We start from the raw sequence: 23,027 nt of genomic DNA on the forward strand, positions 1-23,027 counted from the left end.
AATAATAAAAAATAAGCGGGTGGAATTTATGGACGTAAGATGGGAGGAAAACAATCTTTTATCGATTCGGGAGCATGCATATATTTATTTAAAGGAAATGATTCTGGAGGGTGAATTAAAAGCGGGCGATCGTTTAATTGAAAGAGAACTTGCCGGGAAATTAGGCATCAGCCGGACACCGATTCGGGAGGCTATGTTCCGATTGGAATCCCAAGGCTTTGTAAAAACGGTTCCCCGAAAAGGTGTCGTCGTCTCCAATATTTCCGAGAGTGAAGTCATCGAGGTATTTACAATTCTTGCCTCTTTAGAAGTTTTGGCCGTTAAATTAGCTGCGGGGCGGATGGATAGAGAAACGCAACTAGAATTGGATCAAAAGATCGAAGAACTGATGTTGTTAAGAGATCAAGCCGAAGAAAACTTTAATCTTGAACATATACAAATGAATCGTCTGATTAATAAGGCATCGAAAAGCCCTAAATTGTTTGAGATTCTCTCTGGTCTGATTGACTATATACATATGGCTGCAAATATGGGATATGAGACACCAGGCAGAAGAAAAGAATCCTTAAGGGAACATATTGATATCATGAAAGCCTTGCGCGATAAAGAAGCGGAAATGGCAGAATATTTAATGAGAATTCATATTGAAAACTCGAAAAAAGCATATATCACTTATATTGAAAATATTAAAGAAAAGCTGTATAAAAAAGAAAAATTGATGTTCACTTGAAAAATACCAATGAAAGTTCTCGTAGCGAGATATCATCTTTGTTAATGACCACACCGACTTCACGATGTGGTCTTATATTTATCTTTTTTTTAAAGGAAAAAATTTAAAATATTTGTATTGTCTGAAAATTATAAATATGGTATATTGTATACCAAGAAGATTAATTTTAGGGAGGATACGAGGCATGCCAAAAATAAATTTCATTAACAGCAATAAACAATTAGAGGTACCCGAGGATTCGAATATCTTGAGGATGTCCCTTCGTTACGATGGAGAACTCCCAAACCGATGTGGCGGGGGAATTTGCGGCAGCTGCGTTTTTAAGGCGGAAGAAGGCGCTGAATTCCTCGATAAAGTCAAGTTACAGGAAAGAAGAAAATTAGGTGAAGAGTGGTTAAGAGAAGGATATCGCCTCGGTTGTCAAACATTTGTGACAAATGGAGATATTTCGATTTCTTGGGAAGATGCATTTACAGAAGTCGTGAAGAAAAGGAAGCCTGATAAACTCCAGAAAGAAGTCTCTACCATTTAGTAAGCTTAGTTAAAGAAAAATATGAATTCGGGGTGAGATCATGTGGGCCTGTGATAAACATATGAAAGAAATATTAACCTTCTTAGAAACTCCCCATATTAGCAAAGCTTCTTATCAAATTAAATGTTCACTTTGTGATAATCATGCACTAGCAAAAATCTATTACACTCATAAACCTTTGCATTTGAAAAAAAATAAAAAATTACGTGCATTTGCATAGCATCTATTATGGCCTACCTCGAGTGCTTTAAGTTGTAAAGTAGTGAGGGACAGGCACCATTTATAAAGGCTGTCCCAATAGTTTAACTTGGGGCAGTTTTTTTATGAAATAAATCCTGATTTGTAAATACTATACTTGACATGTGACTAGGAATTGGTTTTTTCCTATAAACTAAGTAGTATTATTGTTGCCCTAACAGCGTATTTAAAGGAGAAGGAATCAATGGAAAACAAACTGATTGAAACCTGTACAAGCCTCATTAAAAATACAAAAAACATCGTTGTGCTAACTGGAGCGGGGATTAGTACAGAATCTGGCATAAAAGACTTTCGTTCAAGGTCTGGGGTTTATCAACTTGCGCCGGAATATATCCTTTCCTTGGATTATTTTTATCGAAATCCAAGGGAGTTATATCAATTTGCATTCGAAAATCTTTACCATCCGGATGCTGTGCCGAATGTAGGGCACAGGATTTTGGAGAAGTGGGAAAAAGATGGGAAGGTTTCTCATATCATTACCCAAAATATTGATGGACTTCATCAAAAGGCGGGCAGTAAGAAAGTCATAGAATTCCATGGAACCATAAAAACAGCAACTTGCTTGCATTGCGGTAAAAGCTATTCGACAGAAGAGATGGAAAATCGTCTCAATACCATCGATGAATTCTATATCTGTGACCATTGTGATACCAGCGATAAAAGAGAACGTTTTATAAAACCGGATGTCGTTTTGTTCGGTGATACAGGCAAGTGGTTTACTGTGGAGGGATTTGATGCGATTTTAAATATGATTCATGAGGCGGATTGTGTTTTGGTATTAGGGACGAGTCTAAAAGTAACGCCATTCTCCACTTTCCCCCAATACAGAAGGCAAGGCGTTCCACTAATTATTATTAATATAGGAGAAACTCCTTATGATACTGACAGTAATACATATGTTATTCAAGAGTCTATCGGGAAAACCTTGTCCTTATTGGATCAAAAACTAGGAAACTGAGACCGGACAACAGCCTTACAAGATGTTCCTCATTTTTCCATTGTTAAAAGTAAAATCCACAAAACACACGGTTCTGTGGATTTTTTTGAGTTTTGATTAAATCATCCAAGTCGTTACTACTTCGCAAAAAAGTTTTCTGTATAATAGGGCTGCGATTCGTCATTAAAAGCTACGCCAACTCCTAAAAACTCGTAACCCTCCCGCAAAATATTTTCACGATGTCCGAGGGAGTTCATTAAACCTTCATGGGCGAAGATGCTGCTAAATTGCCCATAGGCAAGGTTCTCCCCAGCCATATGAAAACTGATATCATCCTCTTTCATCCGGTCAAACGGTGATTGTCCTTTCAGATTGGTGTGATCGAAATACTGATGGACCGCCATATCGGTGCTATGTTTACGGGCTGTTCCTCTAACATGCTCATCCCATGTTAGAACTGTAAGCTGATGATTGACTCGTGCTGCATTGGTCAAATCGAATAATTGATATTCAAAGCCTTCTTTTAACGCTGAATTGGCTTTGGTGTAAAAGCCTGTTTTCTTCTGCTCAAAGTCTTTACTGATTAATTGTATCGCTGTTACCGTATTGTTTTCATGTTTATCATAAAAGATGGTTACGTAAGTTCCCTCAAGCAAGAACACATCATAGTCACTATTTTCCTGTAATTGATAAACTGTCATTCCTTTTTGGATGTTGGTGATCGGTTCACCTAGTTTTGCGCGAACATCTATCTTGGAACTTCCGAGTTTGATTCCTTTAGTGGATGCAATTAAATCTTGGTTCGTGTATAATCCTGCTGCTTTGTTGTTTTCATCATACATGACCATAAAAAAATCATGGTAATTTTCGTGATAGGCGTACCAATTCGTCCCATATTCATTAAGAGATGACCGATTTGCTTTGCCTAAATTATGATCTATATCTTCTTTTAGATTACCAAGTTCTATATTATTAACTGAAAATACTTGGTTAGTAGGGATATTTAATTCTACTTTTTCTTTTTGTGGTTGCGGCTGTTGTTTAGTGAGTGGAAGTTCACCCGCCTGAAAGCCAAGCTGCCCAACTAATTGTTGAACCTTTACATAAAAACTATTAAGTGTTTCTAATACTGTAGAGCTATCTTTTATATTCATTTCAGATTGAACAGAATCAATCTTTTTTTCTATATCGTTTTTCCCCATCTGTTTATCAATAACTGGCAATGAAAAATAAAATAAAAGTATAAATGAGATAATCGCAAGTAAACGAACCATGATATTTCCTCCATTTCTATTAGAATTGTACCCAATCTAGATAAAATGTATAAGTAATATGCTTGGGGGGAATAAAGGGAACGGTATGGCTGTAATACAAATTCTAAAATCAGTATTCCAAAGGTTATAAAGGCACTATCTCAAATTGGATAGTGCCTTTAACTTTTCGAATATTGGTAATTGTTATAAGGGTAAATGTCTCATGCTTGGTCAAGCCTACTTATTAATCATTTCAGAAGTATCGCTTACTCGATATATTTTCCGCGGCCGTCCCTTGGAGGAAGGTGCCTCATCACCAATAATTTCAGCTATTCCTTCTTCCACTAAACCTGTTAGAATACGCCGAGCATTTCTTGGTGTCATTTTCAGCCATTCTGCTATATGGGTTGCAGTAATTGAACCATTTCCCATTCTTTTTTGAACGGATAAAATTTTATTAAAGGTAGTAATGGTTATGCCGCTATTTTTAAGCTTTTCACTTAAATCCTTATTTTCTGTTCGGTATTGATAGGAGATTGCCTCTTGCTCTTTTAATGGACCTTCAATCGTTCCATTATTATCCACCAAGAAAGCGCAAAAAGAATCATAATTTTGGGCATGGTTTAATGCAAGCCGAGCATTTTCTTCTGCCGTCAATGCAGTATCTCCGTAACCAATTCCAATATTGGATGGTAAATCGGCAAGTAAAGATAATTTTTCCAAAAGAGAGGCAATGGAATTCTCTGTTTCTTCCAACGAACCCCTTGTCGAAAAAATAACAAATATTCCTGTTCCTATCGTAACAAAAGAACCAGATATCGACTCTGCAAAGTTTAATATAGCTGCCTGGATCTCTAAATTTAATCGATGAAGATCGTATGATACCATATTATGATCTTCTTTTTTCTCCATCCCTTGAACTTTCACGAGTATGGCAGCAATTTGTGAATGTTTAAAATGCATCGTTTCCCATTGCTGGAGGGCTGTCGACAAGGTTTCGCGTATGTTGCTACGTGTTGGTGAAACCCAATAGGCGGTTATGTTATGTAAACAAAGCTGATCATAAATGGAACGAAGGCTTGTTATACAAATATCTACCTTCCCATCTTGAATATGTTTTTGATGAAATGCTAGAAGATTATCAAGAGGGGTCTCATTTGTATACTCATGAACATAAACCTGGTTGCTTGGTATGCTAAGGTCGCGGTATGTTTCATAAACATCTCGTTCAGTCAGCGTGTCAATGCTAATCCGTTCTAAACTTCTTTTATCATTGTAACTGATGTCAACTAAGGTTTTGGTCAAGCTGGCACCATCTAATTGAAGTAAAAAAAATGGCTGTTTGACAGCGCTCTTTTGAAATGGGTTAAAAAGGGCAGGTCCGGCTAAAATCCAAAGATCAACTGCATGTTGATTTTTTTGCACGATGCTAGTGGCTTCTTCAGGGTTCTGGTAGATAAATGGTACTGATTGCAGCCGGTCACTATATTCAGTTGCTATTTCAGAAATAAGATGGACAGAGTCATTTGGTCCAATGATTCCGGCTCTTGGTTTCAAAAAACTTCCCTCCCAAAAAGATTAAGTTATTTAATTATAACAATAATGGAAATCCTTTTGTCATTAATTTTCTCTAGTTGAAATATTTCATATTTTTATACTAACATTTTTAAGTTAATTATAGTGAATTTTTAGAAAATTCTGTTGACATCAGTATTTTTCAACTGTATAGTTTTATTTAAGGAACATATTGAGAATAATTCCGTAAATTAAATGATTAGGAGTGTTAGTTATGAATAAACCGAAGGACCAAGATTTAGTCCCGTTGGTTGACCAACAACAATTTAAACAGGTTATAGGTCATTTTGCCAGCGGCGTATCGATCATCACCGTCAGTAATAATGGAGTTGATTTTGGGATCACTGCAAGTGCCGTTTGTTCCGTTTCAGTCGATCCGCCCATGCTGCTAGTTTGCGTCAATAAAAGCACCGGGACTTGTCATGCCATATCGGCTGCAGAATCCTTCACGGTAAACATAGTCAATGAAACTCAAAAAGAATTAGCATTAAGATTTGCCAGAGCAAATACGGATAAATTTGATGGAGTTGACTTTTCATATGGAGAGTTAGGCAATCCTGTTTTAGGTCAAACACTTGCTACGCTCGAATGCCGGGTTGTCGAAGAAATAACAGGGGGCACGCATTCCGTCTTTTTGGGCGAGGTCCAGAAGGCCGATGCAGCTGATGGAGATCCTTTAGTTTACTATCGCGGGAAATTTGGCAAATTTGAGGAAGCTTAACTATCTTCAATTAAAGTGTTAAATAGAATTGTGCGAATAATTAAATTAATAGGAGGTTGTAAAATGGCATTAATGACAGGTAAACAATATCAGGAGTCACTGAATGATGGACGCGAGGTTTATATCGATGGGGAAAAGGTTAGAAATGTGGCCGAGCACCCATCCTTTAAACCCATTGTGGATGTAAAAGCCAGGATGTATGATATGGCACATGAAACGAAGTTTGCTGATACATTAACAACCAGACTGCCAGACGGCGAAGTTGTTTCACGGGCGTATAAAATGCCTGAAACAAAAGATGATTTGACTGCGATTCGCAAACATGTTGAAACCGTTCTTGATGATCTTGGCGGGGTTGTTTATCGCGTCGGCGATGAAACAATCGGTGAAATGTGGTCCCTTTATGACGCTCAAGATAAATTAAATGAAATCGATCCGACCTATGCAAAAAATATTAGGTACCATATTGACCGAGTCGCACGAGAAGACTTGTTCCATGTTTCGGCAAACACGGATCCAAAAGGTGATCGAAGCAGATTGTTCAGCGGAAAAGATGGCGGAACCTTGCTTCACGTGGTCGAGGAGAATGACCAGGGAATCGTGGTAAAAGGGGCCAAGTTTGAGACAGCCGCTGCTTATGCGCACCAAGCATTTGTAAAACCAACAATCCTAGATTGGAATGCTGGATCCGAAAAAATGGCACCTTTCGCCTGTGGATTCATTTGCGATATGGGTGCTCCAGGATTAAAGCATATTTGCCGTACATCCTTAGGTACGGATCGAAATCCTCAAGATTATCCAATCGCTACGAAATTCGAGGAAATTGATACCTTACTTATTTTTGATAACGTCTTAATTCCGTGGGAAAATGTCCTATTTCACCGCTCCTTAGAATCAGCCGCCTATATCCGTTCCACACTTCATCGTTATTCTGCCTTTAATTACACCCTTAGAATGTTACGCAGAGCTGATTATTTAATTGGTGCAGCGCTACTGAATGTTGAACAGACTGGTTTAACCCATCTCCAAGCTGTCAAAGAAAAAATCTCTGAACTTATCAATTATCGCGAAGGAATCAATGCCCATTTAACTGCTGCCGTAGCGGATGCGAAAAGAAGTCCCGGCGGGTTAATGATGCCAAATCCATCGCTTTTGTATACAGGTCGTGTCTTTGCATTAGCCAATTTCCCGGCTATGGCCCATTTAACGAGAGAGCTCGTTGGCGGTCAATTAGCGGTCACTCCAGATTCTGCCACGATGGCAGATCCAGAAATCAAGCAATATTTTGATCAATATTATTCCGTTGGCGAGTGGACGCCTGAAGATCGAGGAAGATTACTTTATTTTGCAAGGGATTTGTTAAATTCCTCTTATGCTGGACACAGAACCACGTTTGAATTATTTGCGCAAAGTCCGCCATTTGCTCAACAGATGGCCGTGTTTAATAACTTTAATATGGAGCCGCAGCGTGAGTTAGTCCGAAAGGCAGCAGGGCTGAATCTGACTGCGCCTGTTTCTAGTAACTAATGTAAGAAAGGAGTTTTGTCATTGAAAGTTCATACATCTGGTACATTAAAGCTCCCTGAATCCGTACTAACAATCGGGGCCCTTGATGGTGTTCATCGAGGTCATCAGGCCTTACTTTTAAAAACAAAAGAACGTGCGCAGGTGCGTGGTGTCCCTTTTGTCGTCTATACCTTTGACCCGCCTCCGAAGGTTTTCTTTAAAAAATGCCAAATGATAACTTCGCTGGATGAAAAGCTAAGCAGGCTTAACATGCTAGGTGCTGACCATGTCATTGTTGGTCAATTTAATGAGGCGTATACAAAACAAAGCGTCGCTTCATTTATAGATGAGGTGATGATGATTAGACCTCTTGAAATTTGGGAAGGTCCAAACTTTCAATTTGGTAAAGATCGGAGGGGAACCATCGAGGATTTACGGACCAATTTCAATGTCGGGGTTTTAAAACCGCTTCAATGTGAAGACGGTGAATTAATCTCTTCTACAAGGATTCGCCTCCTTTTACAGCAAGGAAACTATTCTTTAGCAAAAAAATTACTTGGAGATATCCGATATATTTCCTTTTTAGCAGAAAAAAACTATGCGGTTTAATAGAATAAATGGGTTAGCAGCTTGATAGATAAGACATAATTAATATTACCTGGAGCAGCAATGCTGGATTTATTCCATATTGTTGCTTCAATTTATTTTTGCGACAAATACTGGAATCGAAATTGGCAGGATAGGAAAGCGAGGTACAGTTTTGAGGATAAATCTAGACCGATTACTGATGGATATTGAGAAATATGCGGCGTATGGGAAAAATGAACAGGGGGGTGTAACCAGGCCTAGTTTTTCTCCAGCTGATCATGAGGTTCGTCAATTATTTATTGAAGAAATAAAGGAATTGGGATTAGAAGTGACCATTGATGGAGCTGCGAATATTTGGGGTAAATATAAAGGAACGGGGAAAAACCCCGGTAGTATCGTCATAGGCTCTCATTTGGATTCTGTTCCTAATGGTGGTAAATATGATGGGCCGCTAGGTGTGTTAATGGCTAAAGAAATTGTGAAAAGATTAATAGAATTAAATATTCGCCTTGATCATGATATCGAAATTGTCTCCTTCACAGCTGAGGAATCCAATGATTTTAATTTATCCACATTCGGGAGCCGGTCATTTGTTGGCCGAATAACGGCGGAAATGCTACAGGACGCATGTGATTCAAAAGGAGCACGCCTTAGCGATGAATTGAAGAAGGTTAACGGCGGACTCGACAAATTTGCCTTGATGATGGATATGCACAGTGATAAAAAGGCTTTTATTGAACTCCATATTGAGCAGGGACAGCGGTTAGAAAGTGCTAATATTCCTATGGCGGTGATTAACAGTGTTGTCGGGACATACCGTAGTACTGTTAAAGTGATAGGACAGTCTAACCACTCGGGTACAACGATGATGGAACATCGAAAAGATGCACTTACGGCTTCCTCCGAAATGATTCTTGCTGTGGAGAGATATTGTCAAGGTCAGGGGAATGTTGTTGGTACTGTCGGAAAGTTAACGATTAGTCCGAATGCCGCCAATATTATTCCAGGTCAGGTTGATTTCATCTTAGAGGTTAGAGCCGAAAAGTCGGTGACTATTCAACGAGCGGTAGAGGCGATCCAAGAGGTTTTGCAGGAAATTGCCGCAAGAAGAGAAGTGGAAATACAACAGGAAGTGTTTCTTGATCAAAAACCAGTGGTCTTAGATCAGGATATAGTGAGTAGCCTTGTCGAGACAGCTAGGGAAATGAATGAACCTTGTTTGATTCTTCCAAGTATGGCTGTTCACGATGCAGCCCATATGGCAAGTGTCACCAAGTCGGCCATGGTATTTGTCAAAAGCATAGAAGGGAAAAGTCATTGCCCTGAGGAGTATAGTTTGCCCGAGGATATTGAAAAAGCGGGTAATTTTATTTTGCAGGGAATTATTAATTTAGATCGTACTCTTTATAGAACAGAGTATAGTCTGCCTATTAATAAGACGAAATGAGTTGTGAATGAAGTAGTTTACATTGCATTCTTTTAGTAAAAAACAATTAAGGCTGTTGTTAATAAACGAGACAGCCTATTTTTTGTCATGGAAAATAGATTAGCAGGACATTATTATACTACTAAAACTTAAACTAATTATAATCTATTAAGGTCTATTTTTGGATGATTTGGTAGTACAAGTTTTAGAACAAAATATGTTATAGAATGAAAAAAATTAAAAGTTATAAAAGTTAGAATTTTTAGAAAATTAAATTGACATTAACACTATGAATTTGTTATTTTTAATTAAAGAATAATTAAAGAATAATTAAAGAAAAAATCCGTAAATAGAAATAAGAATGATAGTCAATAAATATTGGAGGGAGGAAAACGTGTGGCATTAATAAATGGGGGCACCGGACTAAAGCATATTTGCCGGACCTCCCTTGGAACAGGTCGAAATCCTCAAGATTATCCAATCGCCACGAAATTCGAAGAAATTGATACCTTACTTATTTTTTGATAACGTCTTAATTCCGTAGGAAAATGTCCTTTTCCACCGCTCCTTAGAATCTGCAGCCTATATCCGTTCCACACTTCATCGTTATTCTGCCTTTAATTACACCCTTAGAATCTTACGCAGAGCTGATTATTTAATTGGTGTTGCTTAATAAATAGGAGATTTGAGTTTATAAAAATTAAAAAACGCAAGAAGAAAGAGGAGGAATGAAGTTGGTATTCTCTAAAAGCTTAATTGCCAAAAAAATGTTTATGTTTTTGGTGCTAGCCGTAATGTTGGTAGGGTGTTCGGCAACGAATTCTTCATCGGGAAATAGTAATTCTTCTTCCAAGAGCGGCGACACGATCAAGGTAGGTTTACAAGCACCAATGACAGGTGATAATGCCCAGTATGGACAGGATATGAAAAATGGTGTGGAACTTGCGTTTAAAAAGATTAATAGTGATGGCGGAATCAATGGGAAGAAGCTTGAGTTGATCGTCGGTGACGATAAAGCGACTCCGTCTGAAGCCGTTGCCGTCGTGAATAAAATGATTATGAATGATGGAGTTAAGGCGATTATTGGAGGATATAATTCATCTCCGACATTGGCTGCACAGGATGTTTCAGGACCTGCAAAAGTCCTTCATTTAAACATGGGGGCTAGCCCAGACCTTTCAAAAACGGGCAACAAATACCTGTTCCGCGTAATCTTAACAGGTTCCGTCTACGTTCCGGCAGTTATGAAATATATGGCGGTAGAGAAAAAGGTAAAGAAAATCGCAGCACTCTATGAAAATACGGATTACGGAATCACCATGTATGATGCAGCCAAAGCGTCTACGAAAGAACAAGGCGTAGAATTTATCGCTGCTGAAAAATATAACCCAGGTGATAAAAACTTCTCATCACAATTATCAAAGATTAAAACATTAAATGCAGATGCAGTAATGGTTGTTGGTCTTTACAATGAAGTTGCCTTAATTGAGCAACAAGCAAAGCAGGCAGGATTAAACATTCAATTCTTCTCACCAGATGATTCCATGTATTCTAAGCAACTCATCACTTTAGGCGGCGATGCGGTTGAGAATCATATTTTTGCTTCGATGATTGATTTAAATGCTGAAACTGAAGAAATGAAAGAGTTTAAAAAATTAGCCGAGGAAAATAATACACCTGCTCAAGCGAATACGGCGATTGCTTATGATGCGGCCATGGCGCTTGCAAAAGCATTAACCGAAGGCGATGGCGACGCTGATAAGTCCCGTGACGCACTAGCAAATATTGAACATCAAGGCATAACAGGGCCGATAAAGTTCGATGAAAACGGTGACCGTTCCAATACCCCAATGATTATGCAAGTGCAAAAAGGCAACTTCAAGGTTATCAAAGAATCGGAATAGGGTGATTACTAATGTTTATTGATCAACTCATAAATGGAATTGTCCTCGGAAGTATTTATGCATTAATGGCCATCGGTTACACCATGGTGTGGAATGTATTACGTTTTATTAACTTTGCACATGGCGAGGTTTATATGGGAGGGGCATTCGTGTCCCTTTATCTTCTTTTATTAGATACACCAATCTGGCTGGCATATCTTGGCGGGGTGTGTGCAGGAGCGTTACTCGGTTATTTAATGGAAAAAATGGTTTATATGAGGATGAGAAATGCGCCCAAATTAAATCTGCTGATTGCAGCAATAGGGATATCGATTGTTCTGCAAAATTTAGCTCAATATATTTGGGGGGCAACACCAGAGCGTCTAACCTCTCCATTTCTATCCAAAAATATAGCGGTGGGAGATATGCTGATTAATCAGCATTATATATTTATCATTATCCTGACCATTCTTGTCATGATCGTTTTGGAGTTATTTATTAATCGAACACTTATGGGGAAAGCGGTTCAAGCAGCCTCTCAGAATATAAAAGCAACGCAGTTAATGGGGATTAATGCCAATAAGATCATTTCAATCACGTTTGCTATTGGGTCTGCTGTTGGCGCACTCGCTGGTATTTTAGTGGGACCCGTATTCTTAGTCTATCCAACCATGGGGGTATTTGCAGGATTAAAAGGATTTACAGCTTCCGTTATGGGCGGAATGGGAAATATACCTGGCGCCATGATTGCGGGGTTATTACTTGGCGTCATTGAAAGCTTTGCCGCCGGATTCATCTCCTCTGGTTATCGTGATGCGGTCGCAATGGTGATCTTGTTATTTATTTTATTAGTTCGTCCTCAAGGAATATTCGGAAAAATTGTCCAACAAAAAGTATAAAGGGGGGAGAGGAAATGGAACTGATCAAAAAGCCGGCTTTCCGAAAAATCGTGCTTCTATTTGGAGGGATTGCATTATTTCTCCTACCGTTTGGAATCGTAAATCCGTACTTTATGTATATTATTAATCTGATCTTAATTTATGCCATTCTAGCTTTAGGTCTTGATCTCATTGTTGGTTATACGGGCCAGGTTTCTGTTGGCCATGGGGCATTCTTTGGAATAGGGGCCTATGTAGCTGCGATCCTGGCTAAAAACTTAGGTTTCTCATTATGGTTAACACTGCCATTCTCGATTATCATCACTGCGATTATCGGGTTTATCATTGGATTTATTGGGTTGAAATTAATCGAAGAATACCTGGTAATGGCCACCCTCGCGTTTGGAACCATTATCTGGCTAGTTTTTCTAAATTGGACCGATTTAACGGGAGGCCCAATGGGAATTGCAGGAATATCAGCTCCTCCAACTATTAAATTGGGAACCTTGGAATTTCCGTTTATACAATACCATGACTATTACCCATTATTATTAATCTTCGTATATCTAGGCATCTTAATTACTAGATTAATTATCAAGTCCGGATTTGGCCGTGCCTGTACGGCAATCCGTGATGATGAACTGGCCGCCCAAGCGATGGGAATCCCGGTATTTAAAACAAAAGTAACTATGTTTACCATTTCGGCGGCATTCTGTGGTGCTGCGGGTGCTTTATATGCCCATTTCCTTCATGTCGTCAGTCCGGAAACTTTTGCTTTTGGCATGTCTGTAACTATTTTAACGATGGTCATGATCGGAGGACAAGGATCAATTGCAGGAGCGATTATTGGAGCGGCGATACTCACAGTTTCCTCCGAGGCATTAAGGGAAACACCAGAATTGAGAATGTTAATTTATGGCTTCTTGATCGTCATTATGATCATGTTTTTTCCAAAGGGAATCATGGGTTTGTTCCAAATTTCCAAGCAGCGTCTTTTAAAGAGAGGTATTCAAGTTGAAAAAACCGTTATCGAGAAAGAGGGGTTGAGTTATGAACAGTAATCTTGTTGATGATTCAGCCATTTTAACAGTCAAGCATCTCTCAAAATCTTTTGGAGGCGTTAAGGCGGTCAACAATCTATCATTTTCTGTGAAAGAAAATAACATCCATGCGATCATTGGTCCCAATGGAGCTGGGAAGAGTACGCTATTCAACTTGATTACGGGTGTAATTACCCCTGATGAAGGGAAGATTCAGTTATTTAATCAAGATATTACATCGTTGAGACCTGATAAAATTGCGGAGCGTGGGGTATCACGAACCTTCCAAAATATTAGACTATTTCCGGATATGACTGTGTTTGAAACCGTATTAATTGGAACCTATCTTCTGACAGGAGGAAAGCTGCTGCCTGCGGTATTCCGTACTAAAAGCTTCAGAAAAAAGGAACGGGAAGCAAAACAACGAATTGAAGAAATTATAAAATTCGTTGGACTGTGGGATATGCGCCATGAGTATGCAGCCCGGTTATCTTATGGAAATCAAAGGCGGGTGGAAATTGCTCGTGCTTTGGCAACAAACCCTGATTTATTATTACTGGATGAGCCGACAGCAGGCATGAATCAGAAAGAGACAAAAGAGCTTATGCAGCTATTTTCCCAGGTAAATAATCAGGGCATCACCATTTTAATTATTGCCCACGACATGCATCTCGTAAATACGTTGTCCAACCAAATCACCGTGATTAATTTTGGAGAAAAGTTGGTCGAAGGTCCTCCTGAAATGATTCAGAGTCATCCAGCAGTATTGGAAGCCTATATGGGGAGGGCTGAAGCAAATGCTTAATGTTGAAAATGTAAGTACCTATTATGGGCAGATTTGTGCCTTAGACAATGTGAGTTTGATCGTAGAAGAAAAGGAAGCCGTTTCGGTAATCGGTGCCAATGGTGCAGGAAAAAGCACTCTCTTGAAAACAATTATCGGCGAGCTCCGTCCGAAAAGCGGCAATATTAAGCTTTCAGGTAAATCTATTATTAAAGAAAAAACGTTTAAGCTTGTCAACCGCGGCATGACACTTGTGCCAGAAGGCCGCCATGTATTTCCTTTACTTTCTGTGTGGGACAATTTGCTGTTAGGAGGTTATACACTTCCCGCGAAGGAACGTCAGCAAAGAGCGGAAGAGGTTACAGAGCCGTTTTCTATCCTCCGCGACAGAAGAGATCAACTAGCAGGGTTGCTTTCGGGTGGAGAGCAGCAAATGCTGGCGATAGCCCGTGCAATGATGACAAAGCCGAAGCTATTACTACTATATGAGCCATCCATGGGTTTGTCCCCAAAACTAGTTTTTGAAGTATATGACAAAATTACTGAATTACATCGACAGGGTACGACTATTTTATTAGTTGATCAAAATGCGGAAATGGCCATTGACTTTTGCAGCCGTGGGTATGTGCTGATGGCGGGGCGTTTAGCAGGTCAAGGGACAAAAAAAGATCTAAAGGAAAGCGAAATTGTCCAGCGTTCTTATCTGGGATAAAAAATACCTTTAACTATTACTGGTAATATTGACAATTTTCAGAAAAAACTATATATTTTGTTTAGGGAACAATTAAGGATTAATTCCTTAAATAATATAATCTAACTTTAGGGAGGAAAATTAAATATGTCAGTCCATGGTGAGACCAAAAAAGTAGAGATTCAGAGATTCAGAAAGTTTAAAACAGATCAGTTTTATCCAAAAAATTTAGGAAAACCGGAACACCACATTGTTAACGAATTTAGTATGGCTGTTAGAGCCGGGAATCGCATTTTTTTAAGAGGGCAAACAGGCTTTGATTTAGATGGAAATTTTCATGGCATTGGTGATGTAGAAGCACAGGCAGAAATGGCATGTACTTGTGTAAAGCAGCTAATCGAAGAGGCTGGAGGCACGATTCAAGATATTTGTAAAATTACTGTTTATTTAATGAATCGTGAAGATCGCAGTAAAGTGTATCCAGTCATCGGAAAACATTTTAAAGATGTTTATCCATGCAGTACCGGATTACTAGTCAGCGGCTTTGCAATGCCTGAAATGCTAATGGAGATCGATGTTGAGGCCGTTATTAGCGAGTAAAGTTTTTTTATTGTGATTTATTACTTTTCATAATAAAAATAGTAATAAATAAAATGAAAATTATTTCAGCAAGGGGGGATTATTTTGACATTTTCGGTAGCAGGCCGCTGTTCATCCACCGGTGCGTTCGGAGTCATTGTTACGTCCAGCAGTCCATCGGTTGGGGCAAGGTGCCCATGGGCAAAGACGGGAGTAGGTGCTATTTTAACACAAAATGTTACCGATCCTAGATTAGCAACGATTGGATTTTCTGTGTTGGAGAACGGGTTTGATGCCCAATCAGCTATACGGTCGATGAAGGAGGCTTCACCCTATCCAGAGTATCGACAAATAGCAGTGGTGGATGCGAAAGGTAATTCAGCTGCCTTCACAGGAAGCAGGGCGCTGGGTGTACATGGAGAATTTTGTGATAAAAATGTTGCCAGTATCGGTAATCTGCTCAGCGATCCCACAATCCCGGAAGCAATGGGGCGCGAATTTTTACGGACGGAAGGACACCCTTTGGCTGAAAGATTAATTTTGGCGATTGAAAAAGGCTTCCAGATGGGTGGAGAGCTTGATCAGGAGCATTCGATTGGACTTCTGGTATTCACTGATGAACCGTTTGCATATATAGATTTACGAATCGATTATAGTGAAAATCCGCTGGAAGATTTAAAGAAACTATGGGAATTATACGAACCACAGGCAAACGACTATAAGGTAAGAGCCGTAGTCCCTGAGTTGGCTCCTTCCTATGGGGTAAAAGGTGACGAGTAACTTAATTTAACAATAACACATGGGGAACATTATTCTTGATCCCTATGTGTTATTTTTTTTTGAAATACAAGATGCTCCTGATATCGATATGATCGGGATTTTTTTAAGAAAAAGCTATGTTAAAGCTCATTGTTGATTTTGGCACAAGTTGATTGGAGCGGAAGGCGCGAAGACTCCTGCGGGAGGACGGGGCAGGGGAGACCCCGCAGGCGCTAGCGCCGAGGAGGCTCCCCGGACCGCCCGCGGAAAGCGAAGCGCCTGGAGCGGAAATCAACAACCAAGTATAACAGAGCCTAAGAAAAAGAAAAGAACACACCAAGGAAACTTTTTTGTCATAGGCTGAGGAAACGAAGTATGATAATAATTATAGTACGCCCCCTCTGATTATTTCTGCTTCCTTCGATATAATTCCATTGATTTATAGCCTTCTCCAAGAACCGTCTCCATTTCTAACAAACGCTTATCTTGAGTTTCTTTTCTTTTCGCACTATAGACATAACGGGCCCAATCCTTTTGATATCCAAAAGTTAATTGACTATAAGCTCCCAATAGATCCTCATTTTTGTTTAAGTACTGTTTAATATCATCCACATGAACAATATAGTCATCCACACATTGGCTAGATTTACTGCTGTCAGCCTTTTTTGTCTTTTTTGGGGCAGACTTTAAGCCCACCACTGTAAAAACATCGTTTAGACTGACCATTCTAGAAAACTTTATATCACTGTCAAGCGTATATCCCTCATCATCCATAGCAACTACGTTTAACAAGCTGTCGCGTTCAATGTATTCTTTATATTTTGGATTATTCTTCTTTGGATAGGCAAAATACACATAACCATTTTTCTCGAGTAATTGGTTTGCAATTACCGATTGAAGTTGCCGCGAAAATTCCTCTAAACTAAAAACGAACATAAATATAAGATCATATTTATCGTTATTAATAGATGAGTCATAGTCTAATTCATTAAAGTCATCCAAATCTTCCGGTTTCTGCAGAACAAGCTTCCGTCGATATTTATTCAAATTTAGCTTTTCAACAACACTTTTCGGTGAATTCATGTGTTTAACTCCTTCGTAATATTAATTCAGTAATTCGGGATTAATCAGGTTCCTTGGGCGTTTCCCCGTTAGTCCTGCTAGTAAATTCTCGACTGCAAGCTTGGCCATTTTAAATTCCGTTTCGAAAGTGGATGACCCAATATGCGGGGTTGTCACCACATTTGGAAATTGGAGAAGCGGATGGTCCGCTTTGACTGGCTCACTTTGGAAAACGTCTAATGCCGCTCCGTGAATCTCGTTCGTTCTTAATGCTTCAATTAGTGCCTTTTCATCAACTGTTTTTCCGCGGGAACCATTCACGAAAATAGCAGACTTTTTCATCAATTTAAATTCCCGTGCACCCATTAAATTTTCTGTTTCACGTGTGAGCGGTGTCATTAAACAAACAAAATCACTTTCCATAAGTAAGCGGTCAAGCTCTGTGTAGACAGCGTGATATTTTTCCTCAGCCTCCAGATTGCGCGTGCGATTTTGGTACAGGATATTCATATCAAAGCCTAAATGCCCGCGTTTCGCAATTAATGACCCGATTTTTCCCATCCCAATAATTCCTAAGGTTTTATGATGAACATCAATGGCATATTCATTTCTAGTTAAATGCTGCTTCCAATTTCCGACCTTCACGAACTGGTCCAATTCAGGGATACGTCTAGCCGCCGCAAGAAGTAGCCCGAAAATCGCATCAGCGGTAGTATCTTCAAGTACACCGGGTGTATTTGTTCCCATAACACCGTGTTTTGTCATCTCATCAATGGAAAGGTTATTAAATCCAGTTGAGTTATTAGAAACAATTTTTAAATTTGGGGCATGATCCAGTAATTCTTTGTCGACTGGAAGGGCAAGACCGACAATACCCACAGCTTGCTTAAGAGCCTGTAAAAAAGCCGGGTCTGTTTTGGGATTTATTCTTTCAAAAATTTCAACGTCAAAACTGTCTCTTAAACGATCTAGGGTCTCAGAGAATTCAAAATTATAAGCAAGTATTTTTCTTTTCATCGTTATTGAGTTCTCCTTTTGTAGCTGTAAGTATGAATATATTTTTAAAGTGACATAGAATTTTTAAAGAGTCAACAATTCAGAAAATATTGGAATCGAAAATTGATAAAAAAACCATGGGAATCACGACAGTTAATTTTTTTGATGAATCAAGATTATAGTAGTATATCAAAAAGAATCTATTTGTGTAAGCGCTCAACAAAATCTTTAATAATCTACTCATAATTATCAAATCTAAATTTATACGATTTTACCGTGTCAAATAAGTGTAATACTGAATTCGCTTACATTTTTAGACTAAATCTTTTTTAAGATAATAGTAGCGTTAGCTTGGAATAAATATTTTTGTAAGAAAGGAATTTTTTGTTTCAGTGTATGACATCTTATGTTAGAATACATAACATAGTAATTGTTTTAAAATTCACATTTTTTCAAATAAACTAAAACAAAATAGGAGGTGGTATCTTGGAAAACGAAAATCCATCCTATCGTGATCAAAAGGTTATCACCATAGGAATTGTGACAGAATTAACAGGTCTTTCAAGCAGACAAATTCATTATTATGAAACGCGGAAGCTAATTTTTCCAGATAGGACCCCAAATGGGACCCGTAAGTATTCATTTGCGGATATTGAAAGACTGATTGAAATAGCGGAAAAAATAGAAGAAGGGGTACAAACACTCGAAATTCGCAGGGATTTAGCGAAACGGGAAAAACATAAGATGATTATAGGTCAAATCAATTCCCATTTTAATCGGAACGGACCAATAAAATAACGAGGTTTTGGAAGATTAACGCGCATTAAAGAGCGAGGTTCATATACTGGGCCTGCTCTTTTTTTTAGTGTCATCGCCGACATTTTTGAAAAATTTAGCTTTCCAAATTTTTAATCATTTCTATTAATCGTTATAATTGGAGTAATCAATAAATTTTTACATGTGAATCATTCGCAGGAATGAAAAATGAAAGGTGGATGTAAATGAAATATAACTTTGATGAAATTGTCAACCGAAGAGGAACCTATTCAATCAAATGGGATGGCGGGGATTTAATTAAACAGATTGGTCTGACGGAACGATATGACGATGAGACGATTCCGTTGTTTACAGCTGATATGGATTTACCAGTGCCTCAGCCGTTAGTAGATGCCTTACATAAGACTGTCGATCACCGGATTTTCGGATATACCATCTTTCCAAAAGAGTATTTTGAAGCCATCCAGCATTGGTTTAAAAAGAGACATGATTGGGATATTCCGCAGGAAGAAATCAGCTTTAGTCCAGGAACTGTCCATGCCTTGAATGTTGCTGTTAAATCATTATCCAATCCAGGAGATGGCATCATTATCCAACGACCGGTTTATCCTCCGTTTACTTCGGCAATTGAAGCCAACGGACGTAAAGTTCGGAATAATGCACTTAAAGCGAATAGCGAAGGCTATTATCAAATCGATTTCGAGGATTTTGAAGCGAAGGCAAAAGAAGAAACGACGAAAATGTTCATCCTATGTAACCCCCATAATCCAACCGGCAGAGTGTTTACTCAGGAAGAACTAAGGAAATTAGCCGATATTTGTGCGAAAAATGATGTCCTTATCGTTGCTGACGAAATTCATGGAGATTTAGTACGACGTAATCAAACATTTATTCCGATTGCAAAAGCTAGCGACCATAGTGATCGTATTATTACTTTTACTGCTATCAATAAAACATTCAATGTCGCTGGGCTTCATTGTACAAATGTAATCATCTCAAATCCTGAACTTAGAAAAACCTTTAATACTGTTATGGGGATGCATTTACCCTCACCTTTTACCGTTTCTGCACTGATCGCCGTATACAATGAGGGCGAAGATTGGTTAGAACAATTAAAGGAATATATCGATGGGACAATGGAATGGGCAGTCCAATTCTTAGCGGCGAAAATGCCGAAAGTTAAGGTAAGAATCCCAGAGGGAACTTATATTATGTGGCTGGATTTTAGTGAGTATGGACTAACCCCAGAAGAAGTCCACAATCGAATTTATAATAAAGCAAATGTTCTACTGGAAGATGGGAAGATGTTTGGTAAAGAAGGGTTACAATGGCAAAGAATTTGTATCCCGTCCCCTCGTCCATTAATCCAGGAAGCATTTAAAAGGATTGCAAGAGAATTCGAGGATGTCAATTAATAGGTGAAATTATAACCAAAACCACTTGGTATCTATATTCCAAGTGGTTTTGTCTTGTGGATAAAGGTGAGGAAAAGTTATAGGATATTTAATATTGAAATATAAATTAATTAAAAAAAGTAAAGTAAATTTTTCCTTTAATGAATGCATTTCTAAAGTATGGATAAAATAAAAGCATTAATAGTATTGATTTTTTTAATCCAAATCTCTATTATTTCAATAAATCATAAACATCAAAATTATTATATTATGCGTATTATTAAACTTTTTTGTATATTCATATAGTTTAATCTCTTTTTTCTATTAACTATCTGTGATATATTAAATAAGTAAATTTGCTATATTCAGCAAGTGAGAACAATCTGAAAATTAAGGGGAGAATGAAATGAAAAAGTTAGGTCTATTAAGTTTGTTATTAATCCTTTCAATCTTTATCGCGGCTTGTGGAAGCAAAGACACAACAGACGAGAAAGAAAAAGGTGGAAAAGTATATAAAGTTGGTGTTGATACAACTTATCCGCCGTTTGAATTTAAAGAAGGTAACGATTATAAGGGGATTGATATTGAGTTAATCAATGCAATTGCTAAAAACCAAGACTTTAAAATCGAACTTTCCCCAATGGATTTCGGTGGTATCATCCCAGCGATGCAAGCAAATCAGCTAGATGTGGCTATTGCCGGAATGAGTATTACGGATGAAAGAAAAAAGGTAGTAGATTTCTCAACACCATATTTTGATGCAGGGTTAACAGTCGTTGTTAAAAAAGATAATACAAGTATTAAATCAGTCGAAAACCTAAAAGGCAAAAAAATTGCTGTTAAAAAAGGTACAACTGGTGCAAAATATGCACAAGATAATGCTGCGAAATTAGGAATTACTGTTGTTCAATTTAATGATAGCCCTGCTATGTTCCAAGAGGTATCTAACGGAAATGCAGATGCACTTATTGAAGATTATCCTGTAATTTCGTATGCAATTGCCCAAAAAGACCTTGGATTAAAAATCGTCGGTGATCGCTTAAATGGAGATCAATATGGAATTGCTGTTCTAAAAGGACAAAACGCGGATCTTTTGAAAAAAATTAACAATGGTCTTGCTGAGTTAAAGAAAGATGGTACGTATGATAAAATTATTAAAACGTATCTAGGTGAATAGAGGATACGAAATGATTAAGCGCGCTTAATGCGCGCTTTCTTTTTGAAAGGGGATGAACAGGATGGATATTATTTCTGCAGCACTGCCAATGTTATTAAAAGGTCTTCAAGTGACCCTATATATATTTGTAATTGCCATTATTCTAGGTTTTTTAATTGGTTTAGTAATAGCCTTGTTTCGTTTAGCTCCGATCAAGATCTTGAATTGGATTTCTAAGTTTTATGTTGATGCCATTCGTGGAACACCATTTATTGTTCAATTATTTTTTATCTATTTTGGTGTAAATTCTCTACAAGTGGTGTCCCTAAATAGCACTACTGCTGGGATCATCACTGTTGCCATTAATGCGGGTGCATATTTTGCTGAGATTATCAGAGCGGGAATTCAATCAATTGATAAAGGACAAACAGAAGCAGCAAGATCGATCGGTTTTACAGGCGCACAAACCATGCGATATGTGGTGCTTCCACAGGCCTTTAGAAGAATGCTTCCTACGATTACAAACCAATCCATTATCAGTTTAAAGGATACGTCACTTTTATCTGTAATTGGGATTGCAGATTTAACACAGCAAGGACAAATTCAAGCTTCTGCCACCTTCGAAGCATTTAAGATTTGGCTGGCTGTAGGTATCATTTACTTTATTATTATTTATTTATTAACCATGCTTGCTAATTTCATCGAAAGGAGGATTCAGCTTAGATGAGCATGATCACAGTTAAAAACTTACGAAAATCGTTCGGTAATGTTGAGGTATTAAAAGATATCAATGCAGAAGTTAAAGAAAAAGAGGTAGTTTGTGTTATTGGTCCATCTGGCTCAGGTAAAAGTACGTTCCTTCGATGTTTAAATCGCCTTGAAGACATTTCAGGCGGAGAGGTAGTCATAAACGGACAGGATATAACAGACCCAAAAATCAATATTAACAAAGTAAGACAAGAAGTAGGAATGGTGTTTCAGCAATTTAATCTGTTCCCTCATAAAAGTGTATTAGAGAACATCACCATGGGACCTATTAAAATTCACAATATTGATAAAGCAGCTGCTGAAAAATTGGCATTTGATCTATTAGATAAAGTGGGGCTAAGGGAAAAAGCCAATAGCTTTCCAGGGGAACTATCTGGGGGGCAAAAACAGCGCGTTGCGATTGCAAGGGCACTAGCCATGAATCCAAAAATAATGCTCTTTGACGAACCGACATCTGCACTTGACCCTGAAATGGTTGGTGATGTTTTAGAAGTAATGAAACAGCTTGCTATAGAAGGTATGACAATGGTTGTGGTTACCCATGAAATGGGTTTTGCTAGGGAAGTTGGCGATCGGGTCATCTTCATGGACGGTGGCTACATTGTTGAAGAAAATGAACCGAATGAGTTATTCAGTAACCCTCAGCATGAACGAACCCAAGCGTTTTTAAGCAAGGTACTTTAAACTACAATATGGTTTTCCAACTGAATTAGGAAAACATGTTTGCAAATCAC

24 protein-coding genes are annotated in these 23,027 nt (G+C 38.3%); 20 read left to right on the forward strand and 4 right to left on the reverse strand.

The genetic code is table 11. From position 1 onward, the window contains the following. Positions 1 to 28 precede the first annotated feature (28 nt). The 3 genes from QF028_RS09290 to QF028_RS09300 all read left to right on the forward strand — a co-directional run bounded on the left by QF028_RS09290 (position 29) and on the right by QF028_RS09300 (position 2,478). Entirely contained in the window at positions 29 to 730 is a 702-nt protein-coding gene (locus tag QF028_RS09290; RefSeq protein WP_429464964.1) for a GntR family transcriptional regulator, read from the forward strand. A 184-nt stretch (positions 731 to 914) separates the two neighbouring features. Further along, the gene (locus QF028_RS09295; RefSeq protein ID WP_429464965.1) at positions 915 to 1,262 is read left to right on the forward strand and encodes a 2Fe-2S iron-sulfur cluster-binding protein; all 348 of its coding nucleotides are present in this window, start codon (positions 915 to 917) and stop codon (positions 1,260 to 1,262) included. A 442-nt stretch (positions 1,263 to 1,704) separates the two neighbouring features. Further along, a complete protein-coding gene (locus QF028_RS09300) occupies positions 1,705 to 2,478 on the forward strand; it encodes an NAD-dependent protein deacylase (RefSeq protein WP_429464966.1) in 774 nt (257 codons plus the stop codon). A 116-nt stretch (positions 2,479 to 2,594) separates the two neighbouring features. Here the strand turns inward: QF028_RS09300 and QF028_RS09305 are convergent, their stop codons facing one another. Both QF028_RS09305 and QF028_RS09310 read right to left on the reverse strand, forming a co-directional pair. Then, positions 2,595 to 3,731: a CAP domain-containing protein gene (locus QF028_RS09305; protein WP_429464967.1), complete on the reverse strand. Its 1,137-nt coding sequence runs from the start codon at positions 3,729 to 3,731 to the stop codon at positions 2,595 to 2,597. Positions 3,732 to 3,947: 216 nt separating this feature from the next. Further along, positions 3,948 to 5,267, reverse strand: coding sequence for a hypothetical protein (locus tag QF028_RS09310; protein ID WP_429464968.1), 1,320 nt, complete (start codon positions 5,265 to 5,267; stop codon positions 3,948 to 3,950). 232 nt (positions 5,268 to 5,499) lie between these two features. Between QF028_RS09310 and QF028_RS09315 the strand changes: the two genes are divergently transcribed. The 12 genes from QF028_RS09315 to QF028_RS09370 all read left to right on the forward strand — a co-directional run bounded on the left by QF028_RS09315 (position 5,500) and on the right by QF028_RS09370 (position 16,161). After that, entirely contained in the window at positions 5,500 to 6,006 is a 507-nt protein-coding gene (locus QF028_RS09315) for a flavin reductase family protein (protein ID WP_429464969.1), read from the forward strand. Positions 6,007 to 6,069: 63 nt separating this feature from the next. After that, a complete protein-coding gene (locus QF028_RS09320; RefSeq protein WP_429464970.1) occupies positions 6,070 to 7,533 on the forward strand; it encodes a 4-hydroxyphenylacetate 3-hydroxylase family protein in 1,464 nt (487 codons plus the stop codon). 21 nt (positions 7,534 to 7,554) lie between these two features. Beyond that, on the forward strand, positions 7,555 to 8,121 hold the full coding sequence (locus QF028_RS09325; RefSeq protein ID WP_410886717.1) for an FAD synthetase: 567 nt from the start codon (positions 7,555 to 7,557) through the stop codon (positions 8,119 to 8,121). A gap of 151 nt (positions 8,122 to 8,272) precedes the next feature. Beyond that, entirely contained in the window at positions 8,273 to 9,547 is a 1,275-nt protein-coding gene (locus tag QF028_RS09330) for a Zn-dependent hydrolase (protein ID WP_429464971.1), read from the forward strand. A gap of 375 nt (positions 9,548 to 9,922) precedes the next feature. After that, positions 9,923 to 10,051, forward strand: a complete 129-nt coding sequence (locus tag QF028_RS09335; RefSeq protein ID WP_429464972.1) for a hypothetical protein — start codon at positions 9,923 to 9,925, stop codon at positions 10,049 to 10,051. Positions 10,052 to 10,260: 209 nt separating this feature from the next. Then, complete coding sequence (locus QF028_RS09340) at positions 10,261 to 11,430, forward strand: ABC transporter substrate-binding protein (protein WP_429464973.1); 1,170 nt, start codon at positions 10,261 to 10,263, stop codon at positions 11,428 to 11,430. Between the two features lie 11 nt (positions 11,431 to 11,441). After that, positions 11,442 to 12,308 (forward strand): branched-chain amino acid ABC transporter permease, encoded by an 867-nt coding sequence (locus QF028_RS09345; RefSeq protein ID WP_066255119.1) that lies wholly within the window; start codon positions 11,442 to 11,444, stop codon positions 12,306 to 12,308. A 14-nt stretch (positions 12,309 to 12,322) separates the two neighbouring features. Further along, the gene (locus QF028_RS09350; RefSeq protein WP_429464975.1) at positions 12,323 to 13,348 is read left to right on the forward strand and encodes a branched-chain amino acid ABC transporter permease; all 1,026 of its coding nucleotides are present in this window, start codon (positions 12,323 to 12,325) and stop codon (positions 13,346 to 13,348) included. Then, positions 13,338 to 14,132, forward strand: a complete 795-nt coding sequence (locus QF028_RS09355; RefSeq protein WP_429464976.1) for an ABC transporter ATP-binding protein — start codon at positions 13,338 to 13,340, stop codon at positions 14,130 to 14,132. The genes QF028_RS09350 and QF028_RS09355 overlap by 11 nt, the downstream gene beginning before the upstream one ends. Next, positions 14,125 to 14,823, forward strand: a complete 699-nt coding sequence (locus QF028_RS09360; protein WP_429464977.1) for an ABC transporter ATP-binding protein — start codon at positions 14,125 to 14,127, stop codon at positions 14,821 to 14,823. Before QF028_RS09355 ends, QF028_RS09360 begins: the two co-directional genes overlap by 8 nt. A gap of 126 nt (positions 14,824 to 14,949) precedes the next feature. After that, a complete protein-coding gene (locus QF028_RS09365) occupies positions 14,950 to 15,402 on the forward strand; it encodes a RidA family protein (protein ID WP_335712375.1) in 453 nt (150 codons plus the stop codon). Between the two features lie 84 nt (positions 15,403 to 15,486). Then, complete coding sequence (locus QF028_RS09370) at positions 15,487 to 16,161, forward strand: DUF1028 domain-containing protein (RefSeq protein ID WP_429464978.1); 675 nt, start codon at positions 15,487 to 15,489, stop codon at positions 16,159 to 16,161. 384 nt (positions 16,162 to 16,545) lie between these two features. Here the strand turns inward: QF028_RS09370 and QF028_RS09375 are convergent, their stop codons facing one another. Together QF028_RS09375 and QF028_RS09380 are read right to left on the reverse strand one after the other, a co-directional pair. Next, positions 16,546 to 17,223, reverse strand: a complete 678-nt coding sequence (locus QF028_RS09375; protein WP_429464979.1) for a YdeI/OmpD-associated family protein — start codon at positions 17,221 to 17,223, stop codon at positions 16,546 to 16,548. A gap of 21 nt (positions 17,224 to 17,244) precedes the next feature. After that, positions 17,245 to 18,219, reverse strand: coding sequence for a 2-hydroxyacid dehydrogenase (locus QF028_RS09380; protein WP_429464980.1), 975 nt, complete (start codon positions 18,217 to 18,219; stop codon positions 17,245 to 17,247). A 465-nt stretch (positions 18,220 to 18,684) separates the two neighbouring features. On the opposite strand from QF028_RS09380, the gene QF028_RS09385 reads away from it, so the two are divergent. The 5 genes from QF028_RS09385 (at position 18,685) to QF028_RS09405 (ending at position 22,977) form a co-directional block, all read left to right on the forward strand. Continuing rightward, positions 18,685 to 18,996: a MerR family transcriptional regulator gene (locus tag QF028_RS09385; protein WP_215003087.1), complete on the forward strand. Its 312-nt coding sequence runs from the start codon at positions 18,685 to 18,687 to the stop codon at positions 18,994 to 18,996. A 203-nt stretch (positions 18,997 to 19,199) separates the two neighbouring features. After that, entirely contained in the window at positions 19,200 to 20,390 is a 1,191-nt protein-coding gene (locus QF028_RS09390) for a MalY/PatB family protein (RefSeq protein ID WP_429464981.1), read from the forward strand. Between the two features lie 385 nt (positions 20,391 to 20,775). Beyond that, positions 20,776 to 21,546, forward strand: a complete 771-nt coding sequence (locus QF028_RS09395; protein ID WP_429464982.1) for a transporter substrate-binding domain-containing protein — start codon at positions 20,776 to 20,778, stop codon at positions 21,544 to 21,546. A gap of 61 nt (positions 21,547 to 21,607) precedes the next feature. Further along, the gene (locus QF028_RS09400; protein WP_429464983.1) at positions 21,608 to 22,252 is read left to right on the forward strand and encodes an amino acid ABC transporter permease; all 645 of its coding nucleotides are present in this window, start codon (positions 21,608 to 21,610) and stop codon (positions 22,250 to 22,252) included. Beyond that, entirely contained in the window at positions 22,249 to 22,977 is a 729-nt protein-coding gene (locus QF028_RS09405; RefSeq protein WP_410886691.1) for an amino acid ABC transporter ATP-binding protein, read from the forward strand. The genes QF028_RS09400 and QF028_RS09405 overlap by 4 nt, the downstream gene beginning before the upstream one ends. The last annotated feature ends 50 nt before the right edge of the window (positions 22,978 to 23,027 follow it).

The organism is Neobacillus sp. B4I6, assembly GCF_050434045.1.
Classification (GTDB): Bacteria; Bacillota; Bacilli; order Bacillales; family Cytobacillaceae; genus Neobacillus.

Excerpts from the sequence above, each read along its gene's own strand:
- QF028_RS09290 (WP_429464964.1), top strand. The coding sequence starts at position 29 with ATGGACGTAAGATGGGAGGAAAACAATCTTTTATCGATTCGGGAGCAT.
- QF028_RS09295 (WP_429464965.1), top strand. The coding sequence starts at position 915 with ATGCCAAAAATAAATTTCATTAACAGCAATAAACAATTAGAGGTACCC.
- QF028_RS09300 (WP_429464966.1), top strand. The coding sequence starts at position 1,705 with ATGGAAAACAAACTGATTGAAACCTGTACAAGCCTCATTAAAAATACA.
- QF028_RS09305 (WP_429464967.1), bottom strand. The coding sequence starts at position 3,731 with ATGGTTCGTTTACTTGCGATTATCTCATTTATACTTTTATTTTATTTT.
- QF028_RS09315 (WP_429464969.1), top strand. The coding sequence starts at position 5,500 with ATGAATAAACCGAAGGACCAAGATTTAGTCCCGTTGGTTGACCAACAA.
- QF028_RS09320 (WP_429464970.1), top strand. The coding sequence starts at position 6,070 with ATGGCATTAATGACAGGTAAACAATATCAGGAGTCACTGAATGATGGA.
- QF028_RS09345 (WP_066255119.1), top strand. The coding sequence starts at position 11,442 with ATGTTTATTGATCAACTCATAAATGGAATTGTCCTCGGAAGTATTTAT.
- QF028_RS09350 (WP_429464975.1), top strand. The coding sequence starts at position 12,323 with ATGGAACTGATCAAAAAGCCGGCTTTCCGAAAAATCGTGCTTCTATTT.
- QF028_RS09355 (WP_429464976.1), top strand. The coding sequence starts at position 13,338 with ATGAACAGTAATCTTGTTGATGATTCAGCCATTTTAACAGTCAAGCAT.
- QF028_RS09360 (WP_429464977.1), top strand. The coding sequence starts at position 14,125 with ATGCTTAATGTTGAAAATGTAAGTACCTATTATGGGCAGATTTGTGCC.
- QF028_RS09365 (WP_335712375.1), top strand. The coding sequence starts at position 14,950 with ATGTCAGTCCATGGTGAGACCAAAAAAGTAGAGATTCAGAGATTCAGA.
- QF028_RS09375 (WP_429464979.1), bottom strand. The coding sequence starts at position 17,223 with ATGAATTCACCGAAAAGTGTTGTTGAAAAGCTAAATTTGAATAAATAT.
- QF028_RS09380 (WP_429464980.1), bottom strand. The coding sequence starts at position 18,219 with ATGAAAAGAAAAATACTTGCTTATAATTTTGAATTCTCTGAGACCCTA.
- QF028_RS09390 (WP_429464981.1), top strand. The coding sequence starts at position 19,200 with ATGAAATATAACTTTGATGAAATTGTCAACCGAAGAGGAACCTATTCA.
- QF028_RS09395 (WP_429464982.1), top strand. The coding sequence starts at position 20,776 with ATGAAAAAGTTAGGTCTATTAAGTTTGTTATTAATCCTTTCAATCTTT.
- QF028_RS09400 (WP_429464983.1), top strand. The coding sequence starts at position 21,608 with ATGGATATTATTTCTGCAGCACTGCCAATGTTATTAAAAGGTCTTCAA.
- QF028_RS09405 (WP_410886691.1), top strand. The coding sequence starts at position 22,249 with ATGAGCATGATCACAGTTAAAAACTTACGAAAATCGTTCGGTAATGTT.